Here is a 19082-nt window from a genome sequence, read left to right as displayed (position 1 = left end):
CAGGACGCGGTTATACACTCTGTTTCATTTTTCCCTGATCAATCGCGATTCAAGAGCGCAAGCGAGCCGGAGAAAATATGATTATTTATTTTACTCTGAAAAGTTAATTCGCTTTTTTGCGTTAATTGCATACAATAACGGGGCAGCTGGAGAAGCTTTAGGAGAGAAGTAGTGACCACGCCAGTGAAAAAAAAATCAACGTTAAAGAAATCACCCACTGTGGGTCCGACACTTACCCAGGATGATATTGTCTACGGACACATTTTTGATGCCATTCTGGAACAGCGCCTGCCACCAAACACCAAGCTCAATGAAGAAGCTCTGGGTGAAATTTTCGGTGTCAGCCGAACCATTATCCGCCGTGCCTTACTTCGCCTGTCTGTCGAGCAGATTGTTAAAATTCGCCCGAACCGTGGTGCCATTGTCGCTGCACCTAATGTTGAAGAAGCCCGGCAGGTACTGAAAGCGCGTGAAGTGCTGGAGCTCGCCATCACCGAGCTGGCCGTTGAACATGCAACCAGCGAACAAGTCGCCAAATTACGTGAACTGGTTAAAGATGAGCATGCAGCTTTTGACCAAGGCGATGTGGGCCGGGGTATCCGCCTTTCCGGTGAATTCCATATCCAGCTGGCCAGTATGGCCAATAACCCTCCTTTGCTTTCTTTCCAGCGCAGTATTGTGTCGCAAACTTCTCTGATCATTGCACTTTATGAAGTCGGCAACCGTGGTCAATGCTCCTTTGATGAACATAACCAGCTGCTGGACGCCATTGAAGCGGGTGAAACAGAGAAAGCGGTTTCACTGATGCGCAGTCACCTGGGCCACATCAATGCCAAGTTAGCCCTTGATGATGAAGCCATTAGCAGTGACCTCCACGCTGTCTTTTCAGATGTTGTGTTAAAGCGAAGATAAATCGTAAACAATTTAACGCAAAATAAAGAACAACATTGTATACAATGTCATCATGCCCTATACTGTTCTCAGTGGGGCATGCAGCCTACGTGTTCAGTTCGGTATTGTATAAGTTGGTGCTGCACGCTCCCACCCATTCCTCTTTTTAGTCTGTTCAGACAAATATTTACCTGTGTTCATCTTTTCTTAATGTGCTTTTGCTCACTGAGATTTTGCATGACAAAATCACAAAGTATCCTATACAACCAGCCGGCAGACTGTGTAGTTCAGCCTTGCCCTTTCTGCTCAATCAATCATGGGTTTTGTACTGACTGACTGGCTGGATTTTCGCCTGCACAGAAATGACGGTACGTGGTGAAATAACAATAAAAAAAGGAATAGTGCCGCTGACACTATTCCCAAAGGGCACACAGTCTCCAAGGACAAAGAAAACTGTGCCTACCGTTGCCTCTTACAACTTACAACATAACTCAAGGAGTTATTCAGTTACCGGATTCCTCCTTCGGAAGAATCAGAATGGCGCGAAAATCATTAACATTCGTCAGTGTTGGACCTGTTGTTAACAATGAATCCAATTGTTTGAAGAAAGTGTATCCATCATTGTTATCCAGATAGTCCTGGCTATTAAGTTCCAGAGCCTGACCCTGGTGATAACTTTGCGGGTTCAGTACCGCACCGGCATTATCTTCTACCCCGTCAATACCATCGGTATCAGCGGCCAGTGCGAAGATCTGCGGGTGGCCCTGCAGTTCATGATAAAGACTCAGCAAAAACTCACTGTTACGCCCGCCACGTCCCTCACCCCGGACTGTCACTGTGGTTTCACCACCTGACAGTAATACGCACGGCGGCGTGAAAGGCTGTTCGCGGTCTGCAATTTGTTTCGCCAGTGCAGCATGTACCTTGGCGACATCGCGAGATTCACCTTCAATGCAGTCACTCAGGATATGCGCCGGGATACCCCATTGGCTGGCCTCTTCGGCAGCCGCTTCCAATGACAGCTGAGGGCTGGCAATCAGTTCGAACCTGGCCCGCTCCAGACAGGCATCGCCCGGTTTTACTGTTTCAGATTCAGGACTGTGTAACCACTCAGTCACTGAGTCGGGTACGCTCACCTGATAGCGGCTCAATATGTCTAAGGCATCTTTACTGGTAGTGGGATCAGCAACCGTCGGACCGGAAGCAATCACTGTTGCCTCATCACCGGGTACGTCCGAAATGGCCAGTGTAATCAGCTGTGCAGGTGCAACGGCCTTAGCCAGCCTTCCGCCTTTAATGGCAGACAGGTGCTTGCGTACACAGTTCATTTCATCAATGGCCGCCCCGGATTTCAGCAAAGCTTTATTGATTTGCTGCTTTTGCGAGAAGGTAATGCCGGGAGCAGGCAAACTCAGCAAGGCCGAACCGCCACCAGACAAGAGACAGATCACGAGATCCTTTTCGTTGAGCCCGGTAACCAGGTTCAGGATGCGTTCTGCCACTTCACGGCCGGCATCATCCGGCACCGGGTGAGCGGCTTCGATCACTTCGATCTTCTGGCATTCAGCGGTGTGACCATAGCGAGTCACGACCAGACCTTCCAATTCACCTTCCCAGACACTTTCCAGTGCTCTGGCCATTGAGGCGGCGGCTTTACCCGCCCCTATTACCACCGCTTTACCTGTTCTGTCTTCAGGTAAATAGTGTTTCAGGGTTTCACCGGGCAGGGCCTGTTTTACTGCACGATTAAACAGTGCAGTCAAAAATGCATGCGTTTCCATTTGCATGTTGCGCTCCACGTCAAGTTAGCTCCCAGTTACGGCAAGCAACAGGGGAAAAAACCCGAAACCGTCACTGTCACCCACATTGTTTATCGAACTGGTAGGGCCGGCTAAGCCACCTCTGACAAGAAGCCAGCCCTAATATCCAACCCGCGGTTTCGGGACCACATAACCAAAGGAGACTAAAAATTGTTATGTGACAATAATTATTCAGGATACAGCCGATTTCCAGCTGTATACCTGGGGCGGCATCAATGATGCCGCCTTTTCATCAGATTACTGACGGATGCTATGATTAGCCAGCTCTTCAATCGCACGAATCAATGCTGAGTGGTCCCAGCCTTCGCCGCCCAGTTTCACACAGGCGTCAAACAGGTTCTGAGCAGACTGGGTATTTGGCAAAGACATGCCCAGTGCTTCAGCGCCGGACAGCGCCAGATTCAGGTCTTTCTGGTGCAACTGAATGCGGAAACCCGGATCAAAGGTGCCTTTCACCATACGCTCACCGTGGACTTCCAGCACTTTAGAGTTGGCAAAGCCACCCATCAGCGCTTCGCGAACACGCGCCGGATCGGCACCGGCTTTAGAGGCAAATACCAGGGCTTCAGCAACCGCTTCAATGTTCAGAGCAACGATGATCTGGTTAGCCACTTTACAGATCTGGCCTGCACCGTTATCGCCAACCAGGTTAATATTCTTACCCATGACTTCAAACAGTGGCAGTGCTTTTGCGTAGGCTTCTTCAGTACCACCAACCATGATGGTCAGCGCAGCATTAATCGCACCCACTTCACCGCCGGATACTGGTGCATCCAGGAACTCGGCACCGGTTTCTTTTACTCGTGCTGCAATCGTTTTGGTTTCGATAGGCGAGATAGAACTCATATCGATAACGGTTTTACCCGCTTTCAGCACTTCAGCCACACCGTTTTCAGCGAACAGCACTTCTTCAACCTGAGGGGTATTTGGCACCATCAGGATGATGTATTCGGCCAGTTCCGCGGCGGCTTTCGCCGAATGGACAACCTGAGCACCGTTGGCAACCAAATCTGCCGGAGCTGGATTGTAATGGTCGGAAAAGACCAGTTGGTGTCCAGCTTTCTGCAGGTTCTCGGCCATTGGTTTACCCATGATGCCTGTACCGATAAATGCGATAGTCGTCATTATCCTCTCCTTAGATTTGATTAAATTCTTTCAGCCAGCCAAGGCCTTCTGCGGTGGTGGTCTGCGGTTTGTACTCACAGCCGACCCAGCCTTCATAGCCAATTTCATCCAGATGCCTGAACATGAAGTGGTAATTGATCTCACCGGTACCCGGTTCGTGACGGCCTGGATTGTCAGCCAGCTGCACGTGGCGGATTTGGCCCAGTTCACGACTCAGGGTCGTTGCCAGATCACCTTCCATGATTTGCATGTGGTAGATGTCGTATTGCAGCTCCAGATTGTCACTGCCGACTTTCTCAATAATATCCAGACCTTGCTGAGTGGTATTGAGGAAGAACCCTGGAATATCACGGGTGTTAATCGCTTCGATGATCAGGTTGATACCCGCTTTTTTCAGCTCTGCCGCGGCAAAGCGCAAGTTATCAACAAATGTTGCTTCCGCCTGCCCCGGGGTGACGCCGGCAGGTACAATCCCTGCCAGACAGTTCACTTGCGTACAGTTCAGCGCTTTGGCATAGCGGATGGCTTCCGGTACACCGGCACGAAACTCTTCCACACGCTTAGGGTCGACCGCGATACCGCGGTCGCCAGCATCCCAGTCGCCAGCAGGCAGATTGAACAGTACCTGAGTCAGACCATTCTCATCCAGCTTGGCTTTGATAGCATCGCTTTCAAAAGCATACGGGAATAAGTATTCCACCCCGCGAAAGCCCGCCTGCGCGGCGGCCTCAAAACGCTCCATGAAAGGTACTTCCGTAAAGAGCATGGATAAGTTTGCTGCTAGTTTCGGCATGTCACATTCCTTTTGCTATTCGTGGAATATTATTGGTTAAAGGTGATGGCCGTCGGCGCATCAGCCTGATCTTCTGTCAGTGCTTCGAACTCATTGATGCCGTCAATCTCAACGCCCATCGCGATATTCGTTACACGCTCCAGAATCACTTCAACCACAACAGGTACTTTGTGCTTGTTCATCAGAACCTGCGCTTCACGTAAGGCATCGGCAATCTTCTCAGGATCCGTTACGCGAATGGCTTTACAGCCCAGACCTTCAACCACAGCAACGTGGTCAACACCATAGCCGTTCAGCTCCGGCGCATTCTGGTTCTCGAACGCCAGTTGTACACAGTAATCAATGTCAAACTGACGCTGTGCCTGACGGATCAGACCCAGGTAAGAGTTATTCACCAGTACGTGGATATACGGCAGGTTAAACTGCGCACCCGCAGCCAGCTCTTCGATCATGAACTGGAAGTCATAGTCACCAGACAGTGCCACAACCGGACGTTGCGGATCCGCTGCACGCACACCCAGCGCGGCAGGAATTGTCCAGCCCAGAGGACCAGCCTGACCACAGTTAATCCAGTGGTTTGGCTTGTACACATGCAGGAACTGAGCAGCGGCAATCTGAGACAGACCAATAGTGCTCACGTAGCAGGTCTCTTCGCCAAACACTTTGTTCATTTCTTCGTAAACACGCATTGGCTTCACTGGCGTTTCAGTGTAGTGCGTCTTACGCAGCATAGTGGCTTTACGCTGCTGACATTCAGAAACCCAGGCGCTGCGGTCGGCCAGCTTACCAGCGGCTTTCATGTCGCGGGCAACCTCAACAATCAGTTCCAGTGCGGCTTTTGCATCCGATACGATACCTAAGTCCGGGCAGAATACGCGGCCAATCTGAGTCGGCTCGATATCAATGTGAACAAACTTACGGTCTTTGGTGTACACATCTACAGAACCTGTGTGACGGTTTGCCCAGCGGTTACCAACACCAAACACGAAGTCGGAAGCCAGCATGTTGGCGTTACCGTAACGGTGTGCTGTCTGCAGACCCACCATACCTACCATCAATTCGTGGTTGTCCGGAATCGAACCCCAGCCCATCAGCGTTGGAATCACTGGTACGCCGGTGATTTCAGCGAACTGCTGCAGCAAGTCAGACGCGCCGGCATTAATGACACCGCCACCCGCAACAATCAGTGGTTTCTCGGATTGGTTCAGCATGGTTAATGCTTTTTCAATCTGAGCACGGCTGGCTGTTGGCTTGTACGCTTCCAGAGGCTCATAACTGTCGATATCGAATTCGATCTCAGCCAGCTGAACGTCAATAGGCAAGTCAATCAATACCGGACCCGGACGGCCTGAGCGCATCAGATGGAAAGCCTGCTGGAATGCACGTGGCACCTGAGCTGGCTCCAGTACTGTGGTTGCCCACTTAGCAACGGGTTTAGCGATACTCTCGATATCAACCGCCTGGAAATCTTCCTTGTGCAGACGAGCACGTGGTGCCTGGCCGGTGATACACAGAATTGGAATGGAGTCAGCAGCTGCTGAATACAATCCTGTGATCATATCTGTACCCGCTGGACCTGAAGTACCGATACAAACACCGATATTACCGGTATTGGTACGCGTGTAACCTTCAGCCATGTGAGAAGCACCTTCCACATGTCGAGCCAGAATATGATCAATGCCACCCAGTTTTTTCAGTGCAGCATACATTGGGTTAATCGCTGCACCTGGTACACCAAATGCCTGAATAACACCTTCTTTTTTCAAAACTTCAACGGCGGCTTCAATTGCCTTCATCTTCGCCATACTGCCTCCTGCATAATTGTATACAATGTTGTGTATGATTGTATTCTAGACATACATAATTGATCTTAGCAAGGGGGCTGTTACGATTTAAAACAAACTTAATATGCCGCCATCCCACTATTTATTTAAATAACAGTAGGTTATCTGAAAAAATAGCGACACATAAAAACAACATCAGATTTACATAGTGATAAAAACCACTTTACCTGATACGCCCATATAGGTTATAGATAATAGGAAAATTATAAAATGTATACAAAACGATAGACCGTTTGTTCTAAGGAGACGCAATTGGATACCCAACAACATCATGAGGCACAAGCCGATTCCCTACAGCTCGCCGTTGGTTCACTGTCACCCGACTATCAGGCTATCCTGAACGACGATGCCATGGCGTTTCTGACTGCACTTGTCAGTCAGTTTTCAGGCCGTCTGGACGATCTGCTTGCCCGCCGTGAAGCACGTCAGCGTGAATTCGACAATGGCAAACTGCCTGGTTTCAGAGCCGACACAGCAGACATCAGAAATGATAAAAGCTGGCGAATTGCTGATATCCCTGCTCCGCTTCAGGATCGCCGGGTGGAAATTACGGGTCCGGTTGATCGCAAGATGGTGATCAATGCGCTGAACTCAGGCGCGAAAGTCTTTATGTGTTGTTTCGAGGATGCCACTGCGCCGAGCTGGGACAACATGGTACAAGGCCAGATCAACCTGCGTGATGCCAACCTGGGCGAAATGCGCTATTTCGACGACAACCGTCAGAAAGAATATGTCCTGAATGATGATCCGGCCCTGCTGATCGCGCGTCCTCGTGGCCTGCATCTGCCTGAGCAGCACATTCAGTATCAGGGCAAATCTATCCCTGGCTGCCTGATGGATTTCGGCTTGTATTTTTTCCATAACTACCAGACCCGGGCTGAAAAAGGCTTAGGTGTGTACTATTACCTGCCAAAGCTGGAGTCGATGGAAGAAGGCCAGTGGTGGGCCGATGTGTTCCGTTTCACCGAGAACTACTTCGGTGCGCAGACAGGCACCATCAAAGCGACCGTGCTGATCGAAACCCTGCCCGCTGTTTTTGAAATGGATGAAATCCTGTACGCCATGCGCGATTACATCGTTGCCATGAACTGTGGCCGCTGGGATTACATCTTCAGTTACATCAAAACTCTCAAGCAACATAAAGACCGCATTCTGCCTGACCGTCACGATGTGACCATGGCGCAGCCTTTCCTGACGGCATACAGCCAGTTGCTGATTGCTACCTGTCACCAGCGTGGCGCGCTGGCAATGGGCGGTATGTCTGCCTTTATTCCAAGTAAAGACCCTGAAGAAATGAAGCAGGTTCTGGAAAAAGTCATCGAAGACAAAGAGCGTGAATCCAGCAATGGTCACGACGGCACCTGGGTGGCCCACCCTGGTCTGGTTGATACCGCAATGACAGTGTTTAACCAGCGCCTCGGCGGTAAGCCAAACCAGCTTGATTACCTGCCATCGGCCGCCAACGACATCACAGCTGCCGATCTGCTGGCTCCTTGTGAAGGTCACCGTAATGAAGCCGGTGTTCGCAAGAATGTGCGCATCGCTTTGCTGTATATCGAAGCCTGGATCCGCGGGCTTGGCTGCGTGCCAATCCATGGCCTGATGGAAGATGCGGCAACCGCTGAAATCTCGCGGGCCAATATCTGGCAGTGGATACACCACGGCGTCACGCTGGATGATGGTCAGCTATTTACCGCAGAGCTGTTCCGCCACTGGCTGCAACAGGAAGTGGACAGCCTCAAGCTTGAACAAACGGATAACAGCCAGAATCGTCGTTTTGACGATGCAGCCAAACTGTTTGATGAACTGTCGACATCAGACGAATTTGCACCATTCCTGACATTGCCAAGCTACCCGCTGTTGGTAGGCTGATTGTCTGCTCAGGGGATTTCCCAGAGCGGTAGAGACGTTTACTCCCGGTCATCATGTATGAATGGCATTTTAGGAGTAAAGCCGCTCACCGAGCATGGATTGGTGGCACATAAACAACATACCCGGCAGTCGGGAACCGGCTGCCGCTCAAAAAGTTAGTCAATTAATTCTTGATCGGAGGGATCACTATGAGCTTAACACTGGACGAAGCACTGGTAATTACCAAGGGCGCATTCAGCACTGCCCTGACCAAAGGTGCTGCACCTCTCACTGTGGCTGTTCTCGACAGCGGCGGTAAACTTATTTCTCTGCAACGTCAGGACGGCTCCAGTATGCTCCGCCCTGAAATTGCCATCGCCAAAGCCTGGGGAGCCCTGGCGCTGGGTTGTTCTTCCCGTAAACTCGCCATTGATGCCCAACAGCGTCCGGCGTTCATGTCGGCGGTCAATGTGCTGGCCGAAGGCAACTTGCTGCCTGTACCGGGTGGCGTACTGATCCGCGGCAGCAACAACTGCCTGCTGGGTGCGGTTGGCATCAGCGGTGATTTATCCGAACTGGATGAGCTGTGTGCCATCGCCGGCATCAAAGCAGCGAATCTGGTACCGGACGAAGTGGAAGTCGTGGAGTAATCACAGATACCCCGTTCGCTATGTAAAGGGCCATCATTGATGGCCCTTTTACTGTTCAGGACGAGTCATACACGTTAGTAAATGGTGGCTTCTGTTACTCTTCTCTCTTCTTACTGCATGCCTGCTTTTCAGCTGAAGCGTTGATAAAAGAATCAGGGCCGCGCTCAATGCGAGCTACCCGACGCACTGCCCAAAATGGCCGGGCTCCCACGCGGTACAACACCAGAGATGACAAAATCAGCGCACATCCCAGCGCTTTATTCAAAGTGAACACTTCGCCATACCACAGCACGCTGAGCGTCGCTGTCCACACAGGTTCCAGCAACATAATCAATGCCGCGTTCGATGCAGTGATCTGTTTTTGCCCTACCGTTTGCAACACGTAACGTAAACTGGTGGCCAGCAGGGTACTGAGGGCGAACCAGCCCCAGACAGACACCGGCACTTGCGCAGGTATCTGCTCCACGGTCAATGACATAGTCAACGACAGCAAGCCGGTGACAAATAACTGAATACAGGCAAGCAAGAGTATCGGTATCTGCTGGGCAAACCGGCTGTTCACGTTGAAATGAATCGCCAGCATAAAGGCACAGGCGGCAAACCAGATCTGGCTGTCAGATTGCTGCCAGCCGCCGGATAGTGATAACAGCGCCATGCCAGCCACCGCGACTGGCATAGAAATCCAAAATGACCGCGGCGGTTTCTGCCTGAAGAGCACCCAGGCGACAACCGGCACAAACAGCATCGACAGGCTGGCAATAAACGCCCCTTCCGCTAAGGCTTCCGTATTAGACATGGCATGGATCCAGCACATCATGGCCACCCCCAGCAGCACACCCACCACTGCAGCAAAACTGATTGTCTTGAGCGTTATGCGCCTTAACGCCGCATAACAAAACGGCAGCAGACACAGTGAAGCGAGCAGAAATCGCATGCCAATAAACAGAAAAGGCGGCAAGCCCTGCAGCGTTTCCTTAGAGAAAATCCACCCGATAGCCGCGAGCATAGTCGTCAGCACCAGAATCGCGCTTGCTTTATAGTTCGGATTCAACTGAAACGCTCCTTTTTAGTGCCACAACAGACAATTACACTCGTGCAAAAGCACGGTAACAATCATATCAACACTAAACCGCCAGGCTGGCAATGGTTTCTATGGGAGCTGGCGGGAATGATTTCTTCGTGTGGACAAAGACGGAGATATTAAGCGTCAGACATAAAAAATGGCCATCATTGTCAGTGACGGCCATTCTTGCAAAAACGAACAATTACCCGACCCGGTGAGCACGTATCCAGGTATGTGCACAATCCCCTTCTTTGTCGTAGCCGATATTCACGGGTTTACCGGTTGCATAGGCTGTCAGCAACCGTGACAGTACCTGGTGCCGGGTTTCACCAGGAGTGCTCGCGTCAATGGCGAACAAATCAGGCTTACAGCTGGGGTGTGATGTTGGCTGATTCTTCAGCAAGAAATAAATCTGATTGCCATCCGTGTAAGTTAACACTTGCGTTACTACGCCAGTCATATTTGCATTGTATACAGCATGTGAACTAAAAGATAAAAGCGACAACGCAACAAGCAAAAATCTATTCCATTTTTTCATTTTATTCTCCAACCAACTGAACGTGAAACAACCAAGAGTGTTAGCCCTTAATCAGCCACCAGCCTTCAAATTCGGTATTATGCGGCCATCCATCCACACACTTGGTAAAATTCAGATCGCCTTCCCAGCGAACTTGTACCGTTTTTTCACTGGCAAATGCCGTTAACGCCATCGATTCATCCGACTTGGTTGGCATCCGAATCCAGTTCGTCACACCTTCAGGTGTAGCTACCTGAATAGACAACGTTTGTCTGTCTGACCACTTATATATATTCTGAATTTTCCCTTCGCACAGTACATCTGCAGCGGCGAACGGTGTAATCAGAAACCCAGCTGTAATAAATAATCCCTTAACCAAACTTGTATATTTTTTATTCATTTTCTGCTCTCAATTATTATCAACATAGTCATTTAATAGACTTGGAAATAGTAAACACTATCTTCTGGCACCACCCAGTCACCGATTTCATTGCAGCGACTGCCACTCAGGTTTCCAGCCAACGTCGGATGCCTGTAATAAATCACCACCTGACGATTCGACATTTTGGCTGATAATCCCATAGACATCCACGCTTTACAGTGTTCTTCAGACACATTACACAGTTTATGCACACCAAAACCATTACTGACATGAAGGGTTGAAGAATCAACACCAAGGTGCTTGATTTCGCCTAAACAATAGTAGTTTGCGTGGGCTGATAGTGACAACAGAGCTAACATGGTAAAAAGTATTTTTTTCATTTCAACTTCTCTTATGTTAATTAATGGAAGAGCATCTAAAAAGTAGTTCGTATTTAGAACACCTTTATTATACTTCAAAGCCGGCTAATTTTTAATTAATAAACGAACTACTAACCGATACAAAAAAAATCCTACAGCCCCAATGATCATACAAAAAGAAAACACTGATATAGCCCAACAAAAAAACACCAAAATAATGTAAGCGATATCAATCTGGCCCGTCTCAATACTATAAAACTCTTCTTGGGAATTATGCTTTAAACCGATATAGAGAAGCATACCACCAACCAGAAATGATAAGAATGAAGATATGTACAGATTTATTCTAAAATACTTTCTCATAATAAAGCACACCTCAATTCCCAGAATATATCGCAGAAACTCTAGCACCATAATCACTAACTTTAGTTGCGTTTACATTATTGTAAACCGTAGCGATCTGAGCAACCGATGCATTTGGCATATTTTCTATTATAGAAGAAAGCATTTTAGCACCAGCCCAAATATTGTGATGAGGATTGCTCAAAAATCCTCTCGAACCGAATGCATCCCCCCAATAATCAATATTAATATTCATCGGTAAAATGGATTTATTCATTCCAAATGGAGATAATATGACATCATAATATCCATGTGTTGTTTCCATAAACATAATTGAGCTAATTAGTTTAGGATCAATGCCAAAAGCATTGGCCGACATTTGAATTGTTAGCGCATAGTCATCAACAGGAGATAGAGATCCAATCTCATACCATGGCATACTACCATCCGCATTAGGGTTTTCAGCAACACCGAAATTACAACCTCCTCCATTCAAAACACATTGTTTCCGTGATATCGCCTTTTGTGCAGGATGCATCTCATGGTTAAACAGCCTAGAAAAAGCCCCCGTGACAGCACCATTCTCAAATTTTCCACCGCTGAGTTTTGAGCCAGTCCCGCCAACTACTGCCGCAATTGCCACACGTCCCATCAAAGCAACTCCGCTTTCTCCCGGCATCATAGTGTCAATACTAGGAGCAAACGCCTGCGTAAGTGCTGCTGACCAGAAACCATCACCAAATTTGCCGCCACTCATCACTGAAGAAATACCGCCAGCCACACCGTGAGCAAGTGTTTTTGCAGCCCATGCTGCATTACCAAATGCAACTTTTGCCGTCCCAAATGCATTACCAATACCCATAAACATCAAGCTCGTCGCTATTGATGTGAGCGCCCCTCTTACACCACCTTGCGCATATCCAAGTACACCAGCCATTGCGGCACCAGCCCATGGCCCAGCCATTGAAGCCAACGCAATCAAACCAATTTGTATAATCGTTACTGCATACTTATCCAAGAATCGTCCAATTTCCTTAAACAACTTCTTAAAGAAATGTCCGCTTGGATCGTTGTACTTCATTGGGTTATTCAGCACATAACTATAACGGTTGAACGACTGGCTATTGCTCGGTGCCTGAATAAAGGTATCTGCGCTGACAAACCGGCCCAGGGTAGCGTCATACATACGACCATTCATGTGGATCAAGTCCACTTCATCCACCTGCTCATGCCCGGTATAACCCCGGTTGGTCATTAAGGCCTGCTGTACAAACGACTTATCCGTCTCCCAGACAAAATCCCGCTCTTTGCCCCAGGCATCAAAATTGCGGCGATCGACCACATTGCCCCAGATATCCGTGATGAGATCAGCGCTGCCCAGCGCATCATTGTGGAAATAGCGCAATTGCCTGTCGATCGATGCTTCAGTACCGTTTTTGGTGGTTTTCTTGTCGATATTGAGCGCAACCAGCTTACCGCCAGCATTGATGAACTGCTTGTGTTCAACATCACCGTTGCTGTAATCAATCCGCTCGTAGGCTTTACCCAGATACCAGGTTTTATCCCCTTTATGATTGGTCTTCAGGTAGCGCGCTCTGTCCGGCCCATAACTGAAGGCTGCCCAGCTATCGCCACGGGTAATTTTGGTGGGTTTATTGAAGCTGCTCCATTCAAAGACACGACCGTCGCCTTCGAGCATATTCCCGTTCAAATCGTATTGATAAGTGCGCTCCCCGGCACTGGTCACCGCGTGAACATGTTGTTTATCCTGATACGCGTAGTGGCCCACGTCCGACTTATAAGTGATATTACCGTTTACACCATAGTCAACACTGTATGTTTTATTAAACAATGGGTTATCACGATTAGCTCCTATCGTATCGATAATTTTATTGGTCTTCAGCCGATCCAGAGCATCATAGGTGTACGTCTCAGAGATGCCCGTCATGATATCTTCACGCAGAGTCACATTATCCATCGCATCATAGCGATAATGGAGCAGACGTTTTGCTTTCTTACCCTGATGTGTCGAAATGTTCTGCAGCTGGCCGTTCCCTTCGTTATAGTCGTACTGGTTGAACAAACCATTACCATAGGATTCAGCCGTAATACGTCCTTCTGCATCCAGGCTGTTCAGCTTCCAGTAGTAAACACGATTTTTGTTAATATGCTGCTCTGTTAAGTCTGTCAGTTGCTCGTACTGAACTTGATTTTGTTCACTCAAGTTTTCATAGCGGGAAGCAACCAGTAAAGTCTGTTTGGTTAACGTCACCAATTGAGCAGCCGCTGCTGCGTATGTGGTCGCCTGCATGCGAGTATGATCTTCCACATACTCAAGGCGTTGAATTTCAGACGCAAGCTGGTTCAGACGCTGAAAATACTTGCTGACCAGGCTGTCATAAATCTGCGGCATCGCCTTGCTGATCGCCAAACGGGTCAGGTCATAAACACCGTCATTATTGTAATCACCAAAGAACGCGCTCTCACCTGTTGCCTCCAGGCTGGATACTTTACTCGTCCAGTCAGCCAAACTTACCTTGCTTAACTGACCATCGACCAGCTTCAAGTGATATGACGGCGGTGTGATGATCGGAATACTGACATCATTGTGAATCAGGATAAAGTTGTCTGGCACTTCCAGATAAATATCACCTGCAGAATCTCTGTAAACAGTCAGTGTTTTATGATTCACCTGATTGTAAATCTCAGATGTACCACCACTCACATTTTTGACCTGATCCAACAGCGAGTTAAACTCTTCACGACGTCGATTGTAGGTGATGGCCTGATTTTGCAGCTCTTTTGATTTATTCACATAATCAGATGCTTTCGCCAGAGCCTCAGCCAGCAAAGGCTTTATTACCTGATTATATTCTGCAGGATTGAAATCGAGTTTAAACTGACTCGGCGCACCATAAACACCGGTTAATGCACCTGTAACGGCATCGTACTCATGTTCAAGTGTGAAGTTATTGGGCCGAACATCTTTCACCACACGACCAAACTTGTCATAGTCAAATTCACGAGCGAATGTGTGATCAGCCGTGAAAATTTCTTCTTTGCGCAACTGACCATAGCTCGTATAACTGAGTTTCTTCAGGTAGCCAGGTGCTTCTGAACGGATTAACGCTCCCTGCCAGGTTTCCCCGCCATAACTGTCGTAATACCATTTACTCTCAGTAAACTGGCTTTTCGGTTGTTGGTTTTCAACAATGAGCTTTTCATCAACCCGCTTCACCATTCGGTTGAGCGCATCGTATTGCATGACTACGCTTTGCCCTTTGGCGTCCGTTTGTTTCAGCAGATTTCCGAAAGAGTCATATTCATACTGCCAAAACCCAAGGTCAGGATCCCTTGTGCTTGTCTTGTTACCCAAATCATCATAGGTATTGACGATAGTGGCACCACCCGCACCCGTTGCCATCGACAGATTACCGGTTGGGGTATATTGATTCTTCACACTTGCAGATAAAGGTTGATCAACCTGAATCACCCAACCCATTGCGTTGGTGAAGGTCGTCTTTTTGCGACCTAAGGCATCCGTTTCTGTGACCTTTAGCGGCTCGTAAACATAAGACGCATACACATCACCTTTACCAGCAGGGCCGGGCTCAGAGACAGATTGAATACGACCTAAAGCATCATAAATGGTATTCGAATATTGTGGTGTGTCACCCTGATAATACGGACGGCTGACTTTGACAATCTGATTCTTAGCATTATAGAAGGTATCTTTTATGATCCAGCGCTTACCGCCAACCGCCAGCGTTGCTGTGCGCCATTCTCGCTTAAATTTATCAAAGAATTGCTTAGCTTCACCGCCACCATCCGATTGGGTCACCACACAATATACAATCTGATTATTTGGTTTAAGGCTGCTGCACTGTGAATGACTCGCGGGCAGATATTGAACAGAAGTACTCAGTTGTGCGGCGGTTCCTTTGAGCACTTCTTTTTTCACTTCACGACCAAAATCATCGTAATAAGTGGCAGCAACCAGACCGTTACTGTCTTTGACAATTACTGAATTATTGTAGCGATTAATTATTTGAGTCGATGACTGACCCAGTGTATTGGTATTAATAACATTAACAAAATCACCCGCGTAAGTTTTTTTCACTGATGACGAGCGTTGAGATATACCGCCATTTCCAGCAAACCCAGTGATGTGTGAAGACTCAACAACCCCTTCATCATTGCGGGTATAGGTCGTTGTTAAGGCAAGCGGACTACCCGCGGCGGATACTTCTTTGATCAACAAACCTGTCGTGGAATCATATTCAAACGATGCTTTTCTGACTTCTGTTTCGCCCTTAGCATCAGTGTGAACCACTTCAGATTCCAGCAAACGGCCTAAGTGCCATTTAGCGATATCGTTCTTAAAGATACTTTTGGTTTGCTTGGTGAATGTTTCATTAGTTTGTGTCAGCGGGTTCTTCGCTGTAGTCGATACTGTAACCTTACCGACATTGCCAAATTTATCGATATCGGCATGTTCGGTAATGACAGTAGAAACCAACTGGCTATTCAGATCATAGCTCTGCTCAGTTGTTTTTTTCTGCTCGACTTGGTAAACACGAGCCGTCGACACTTTATTCACTGTTTTCGTTAAGGTTTGATAACCATGTCCATTCGAGGCTGTACCACTTGCAGAAATGACATAAGTGGCATCGGAAGGGCCATGCATTAGCGGTCTCAATTTTTCAATTTCTGCTGCTGACAAACCTTTTACTGAAGCAAAATGAGTAGGGTTTCCATTTTTATCATAAGAGTAAACTCCGGCTTTACTGAATTCATAATATTCATGAGAAGGGATAACAACGGGGATCATTATATCCCCATGAATTGGAATGAATTTATCTGGTGCTTTTAAATAATCTTTACCATTGACATGGTACATTTCATACTTATGTGTTTCTGCTGTAGACAATAACTCCACTTTACCAAAAACCGGAGTGAGGCTCACCGTCTCAGCAATTTGTTGTTCATAATGGGATGCAGTCAAAGAAATAGAGTTACTAAACTCCGTTATACTTTTATTTAATAAGACAGATTTGTTGCCAAAATATTCACGACTTTCTTTTACAGTGCCATTGAGCGGAAACTCTGTGTTGTAATAAGTTTCACGAACACGAGTCAATTGACCATCATTTTTCTCTGTCTGCTGTATCCACTTAAACCCCGAAAAACCATGACCTAGCAGATCATAGCTAGCACTTCCGTAAGTAAAGTCATACGTATTAAACCGATTTGAGCCAGCCCCATTTTCAGATTTAAGCTGTTTCACAATGTACATTGGTCCGTAAGCATTTAGCTTCGGAAACTGATAATTCAGCTTACGTTTATCACCTGGGTATAACGCATTTTTATGGTAAACCTGACCATCAAATAGTGTCGTGAATGAAACAGAAGAATGATGCCCTAATCCATTAGTCACACCAGTAAATAAGTTTAGCGAAGGCTTTATTGTTGTATTTTCACTACAGCGAATATAGCTATTCGTACCTGATTTATCACCAACATGACGACAGTATTCAACATTTCCATCACTATTGGTATCAACAAACCAATTCTTATCTCTGTATCCCCAATCACCAACTTTATAAGTATAATCTACCCATGAACTTCCACTCTTCATGCTAGAGCAGCGCATATAGGTATTAGGGTGATCGCCTACAGCACGACAATAGTCTTGCTTTCCGTCTTTGTTTAAATCCACCCACCAGCGTTTATCGCTATATCCCCAATCGAAGTTAGCGACTTCAAAACCCGTTTTCAGATCACTCACTTTACCAACGGAGCCAAGAGAACAGCGAAGCCGGCTATTGGCACCAGATTTATCGCCAACGGCACGACAGTAATCACTGGCGCCATCACCGTTGATATCCGTCCACCAACGACGATCGTCATAGCCCCAGTCATCAATATGAATATCCTTAGTGGCAGAAATTCTATCGCCATTAAACAAATCGCATCGGAGCGTACCACCATTCCCTGAATCTCTTACAGAACGGCAATAGTCCGGAAAACCATTGCCGTCAATATCAGCCCACCAGGTTCTCTTGATATCACCCCAATCAGAAATATTAAATTTCTTCTCGTAAAAAGAACGTCCATCTTTATTAATACTGCAACGTAATAAACTGCCGTCACTACGACAAAAATCTATCCGGTTGTCGCCGTTTAGATCAATCCACCACCTTCTGTTTTTATCCGTTCCCCAAGAGCCAATATGAATCGAAAAACTGCTCACACCGCTTGCTGAGAAATTCGAACAGTATAAATTGCTACCTGACAACGCACAGTATTCAGTTTTGCCATCATTATTAATATCAAGCCACCAGCTCTCACTTGCATCCTTATATTTAAAGGTATGAGTAAACGTACTCTCATTACCAAGTCTGCAGTCAATTCTCTTGGGGTTAAGAGCAGAAACACTATCAGTAGTGATTCGAGAGTATTTTTGACAGTAATCAAGTTTTTTATCAGCATCTACATCAACCCAAGCTCCATCCGATAGACCACCCGTTGACCAGTTTGGGACCTTGATTGCTAATGAGCGATTCAAACTATATGCTGAATTTCCGTTCCAGTGAAAATTGGTTTTCGGCAAACAGGTTCCGTTTGCGCTGCAGTATTGAACAGAAGCAAGCCGTGTTGGTGTATTCGTACTGAATTCTGCACCAGTGTATGATAAATTATAGTAATTCTTTACTTTACCATTTATCGCAATACTGACTTTTGAAAGTTTCTCGTACTGAGATTTTACTTTTCCATTGACTTTACTAATGAGGCCATTCTGTAACGAAGAAGTGTTTGCCTGATAAGTAAAACCTACGGTATAGGCATCATAAACAATCTGACGAATCAGATTATTATTTGTATAACTGTACCTGATGACATTTTTTTTCGTTGTATCAGTAGATTCAGCCAGCAGCCACACTAAATTATCTGAGTCATTCTTATAGGTCAGCACATCGCCAGATTTTGTTTTCACAATAAACTGGCTGCTAGTGCCAAGCGAATCACCACTCAGCGTAATCTGGCTATATTGATCAATTTCAGTTTTGTAGCTTGACCCACTCTTACCGCGCTGGCCTGACACTGAAATCAGCCGAGAACCGTCAAGGCAAAAATTATCTTCATGGGTGTAATTTGGTGAACGTTTAAAGCCATCTGTGCTTATGGTCGAACCACAGCGAGTAATTGCACTCAAACCTGACAATGAAAAACCTGGGCCCAAAGCACTATAGCCGGATCCTTGGCTACTATAAGAAATAGATAATTGCGGAGTATTACCACCCCGTCCCTCAGGTAATTGTAGCGGTATCTGATACATAGCAGCACCAGAATCCACCAATAACTCGCCGGGTAAAGAGCCCACTGTGCTGGCGTATGAAAAAGGTACAAAGAGTGTGAGCAATGCCAACATGAAACGACGCATT

The 19082-nt window shown here is 47.1% G+C and carries 12 protein-coding genes; 3 read left to right on the top strand and 9 right to left on the bottom strand.

All coding sequences use genetic code 11. The features are described 5' to 3' along the window. The first annotated feature begins 183 nt into the window (after window positions 1-183). Window positions 184-912, top strand: coding sequence for a GntR family transcriptional regulator (locus tag Q4491_RS08200; RefSeq protein WP_192016499.1), 729 nt, complete (start codon window positions 184-186; stop codon window positions 910-912). A gap of 482 nt (window positions 913-1394) precedes the next feature. Here the strand turns inward: Q4491_RS08200 and Q4491_RS08195 are convergent, their stop codons facing one another. The 4 genes from Q4491_RS08195 to gcl all read right to left on the bottom strand — a co-directional run bounded on the left by Q4491_RS08195 (window position 1395) and on the right by gcl (window position 6434). After that, window positions 1395-2678: a glycerate kinase gene (locus tag Q4491_RS08195; RefSeq protein ID WP_218386412.1), complete on the bottom strand. Its 1284-nt coding sequence runs from the start codon at window positions 2676-2678 to the stop codon at window positions 1395-1397. Between the two features lie 270 nt (window positions 2679-2948). Then, on the bottom strand, window positions 2949-3836 hold the full coding sequence (locus tag Q4491_RS08190) for a 2-hydroxy-3-oxopropionate reductase (protein ID WP_192016497.1): 888 nt from the start codon (window positions 3834-3836) through the stop codon (window positions 2949-2951). Window positions 3837-3846: 10 nt separating this feature from the next. Then, a complete protein-coding gene (hyi, locus tag Q4491_RS08185) occupies window positions 3847-4629 on the bottom strand; it encodes a hydroxypyruvate isomerase (protein WP_192016496.1) in 783 nt (260 codons plus the stop codon). 29 nt (window positions 4630-4658) lie between these two features. Continuing rightward, the gene (gcl, locus tag Q4491_RS08180) at window positions 4659-6434 is read right to left on the bottom strand and encodes a glyoxylate carboligase (protein ID WP_218386411.1); all 1776 of its coding nucleotides are present in this window, start codon (window positions 6432-6434) and stop codon (window positions 4659-4661) included. A 291-nt stretch (window positions 6435-6725) separates the two neighbouring features. On the opposite strand from gcl, the gene aceB reads away from it, so the two are divergent. Further along, window positions 6726-8345: a malate synthase A gene (gene aceB / locus Q4491_RS08175; RefSeq protein WP_303456280.1), complete on the top strand. Its 1620-nt coding sequence runs from the start codon at window positions 6726-6728 to the stop codon at window positions 8343-8345. Window positions 8346-8533: 188 nt separating this feature from the next. Continuing rightward, window positions 8534-8974, top strand: coding sequence for a heme-binding protein (locus Q4491_RS08170; protein WP_218386408.1), 441 nt, complete (start codon window positions 8534-8536; stop codon window positions 8972-8974). 94 nt (window positions 8975-9068) lie between these two features. Here Q4491_RS08170 and Q4491_RS08165 read toward each other — a convergent pair whose 3' ends face one another. From Q4491_RS08165 to Q4491_RS08145, 5 genes are all read right to left on the bottom strand, one after another. Next, window positions 9069-10025 (bottom strand): DMT family transporter, encoded by a 957-nt coding sequence (locus Q4491_RS08165; protein ID WP_303456275.1) that lies wholly within the window; start codon window positions 10023-10025, stop codon window positions 9069-9071. A 214-nt stretch (window positions 10026-10239) separates the two neighbouring features. After that, window positions 10240-10497, bottom strand: a complete 258-nt coding sequence (locus tag Q4491_RS08160) for a hypothetical protein (RefSeq protein ID WP_303456273.1) — start codon at window positions 10495-10497, stop codon at window positions 10240-10242. 118 nt (window positions 10498-10615) lie between these two features. After that, the gene (locus Q4491_RS08155) at window positions 10616-10954 is read right to left on the bottom strand and encodes a hypothetical protein (protein ID WP_303456271.1); all 339 of its coding nucleotides are present in this window, start codon (window positions 10952-10954) and stop codon (window positions 10616-10618) included. Between the two features lie 32 nt (window positions 10955-10986). Continuing rightward, window positions 10987-11316, bottom strand: coding sequence for a hypothetical protein (locus Q4491_RS08150; RefSeq protein WP_303456269.1), 330 nt, complete (start codon window positions 11314-11316; stop codon window positions 10987-10989). A 355-nt stretch (window positions 11317-11671) separates the two neighbouring features. After that, the gene (locus Q4491_RS08145) at window positions 11672-19081 is read right to left on the bottom strand and encodes an RHS repeat-associated core domain-containing protein (RefSeq protein WP_303456267.1); all 7410 of its coding nucleotides are present in this window, start codon (window positions 19079-19081) and stop codon (window positions 11672-11674) included. Window position 19082: the final 1 nt, after the last annotated feature.

The sequence above is a fragment of the Photobacterium sp. 2_MG-2023 genome, from assembly GCF_030547675.1.
GTDB classification, from domain to species: domain Bacteria; phylum Pseudomonadota; class Gammaproteobacteria; order Enterobacterales; family Vibrionaceae; genus Photobacterium; species Photobacterium arenosum.
Note: the sequence above shows the minus strand (reverse complement) of the source record. Positions and strands in the feature narration are given on the sequence as shown.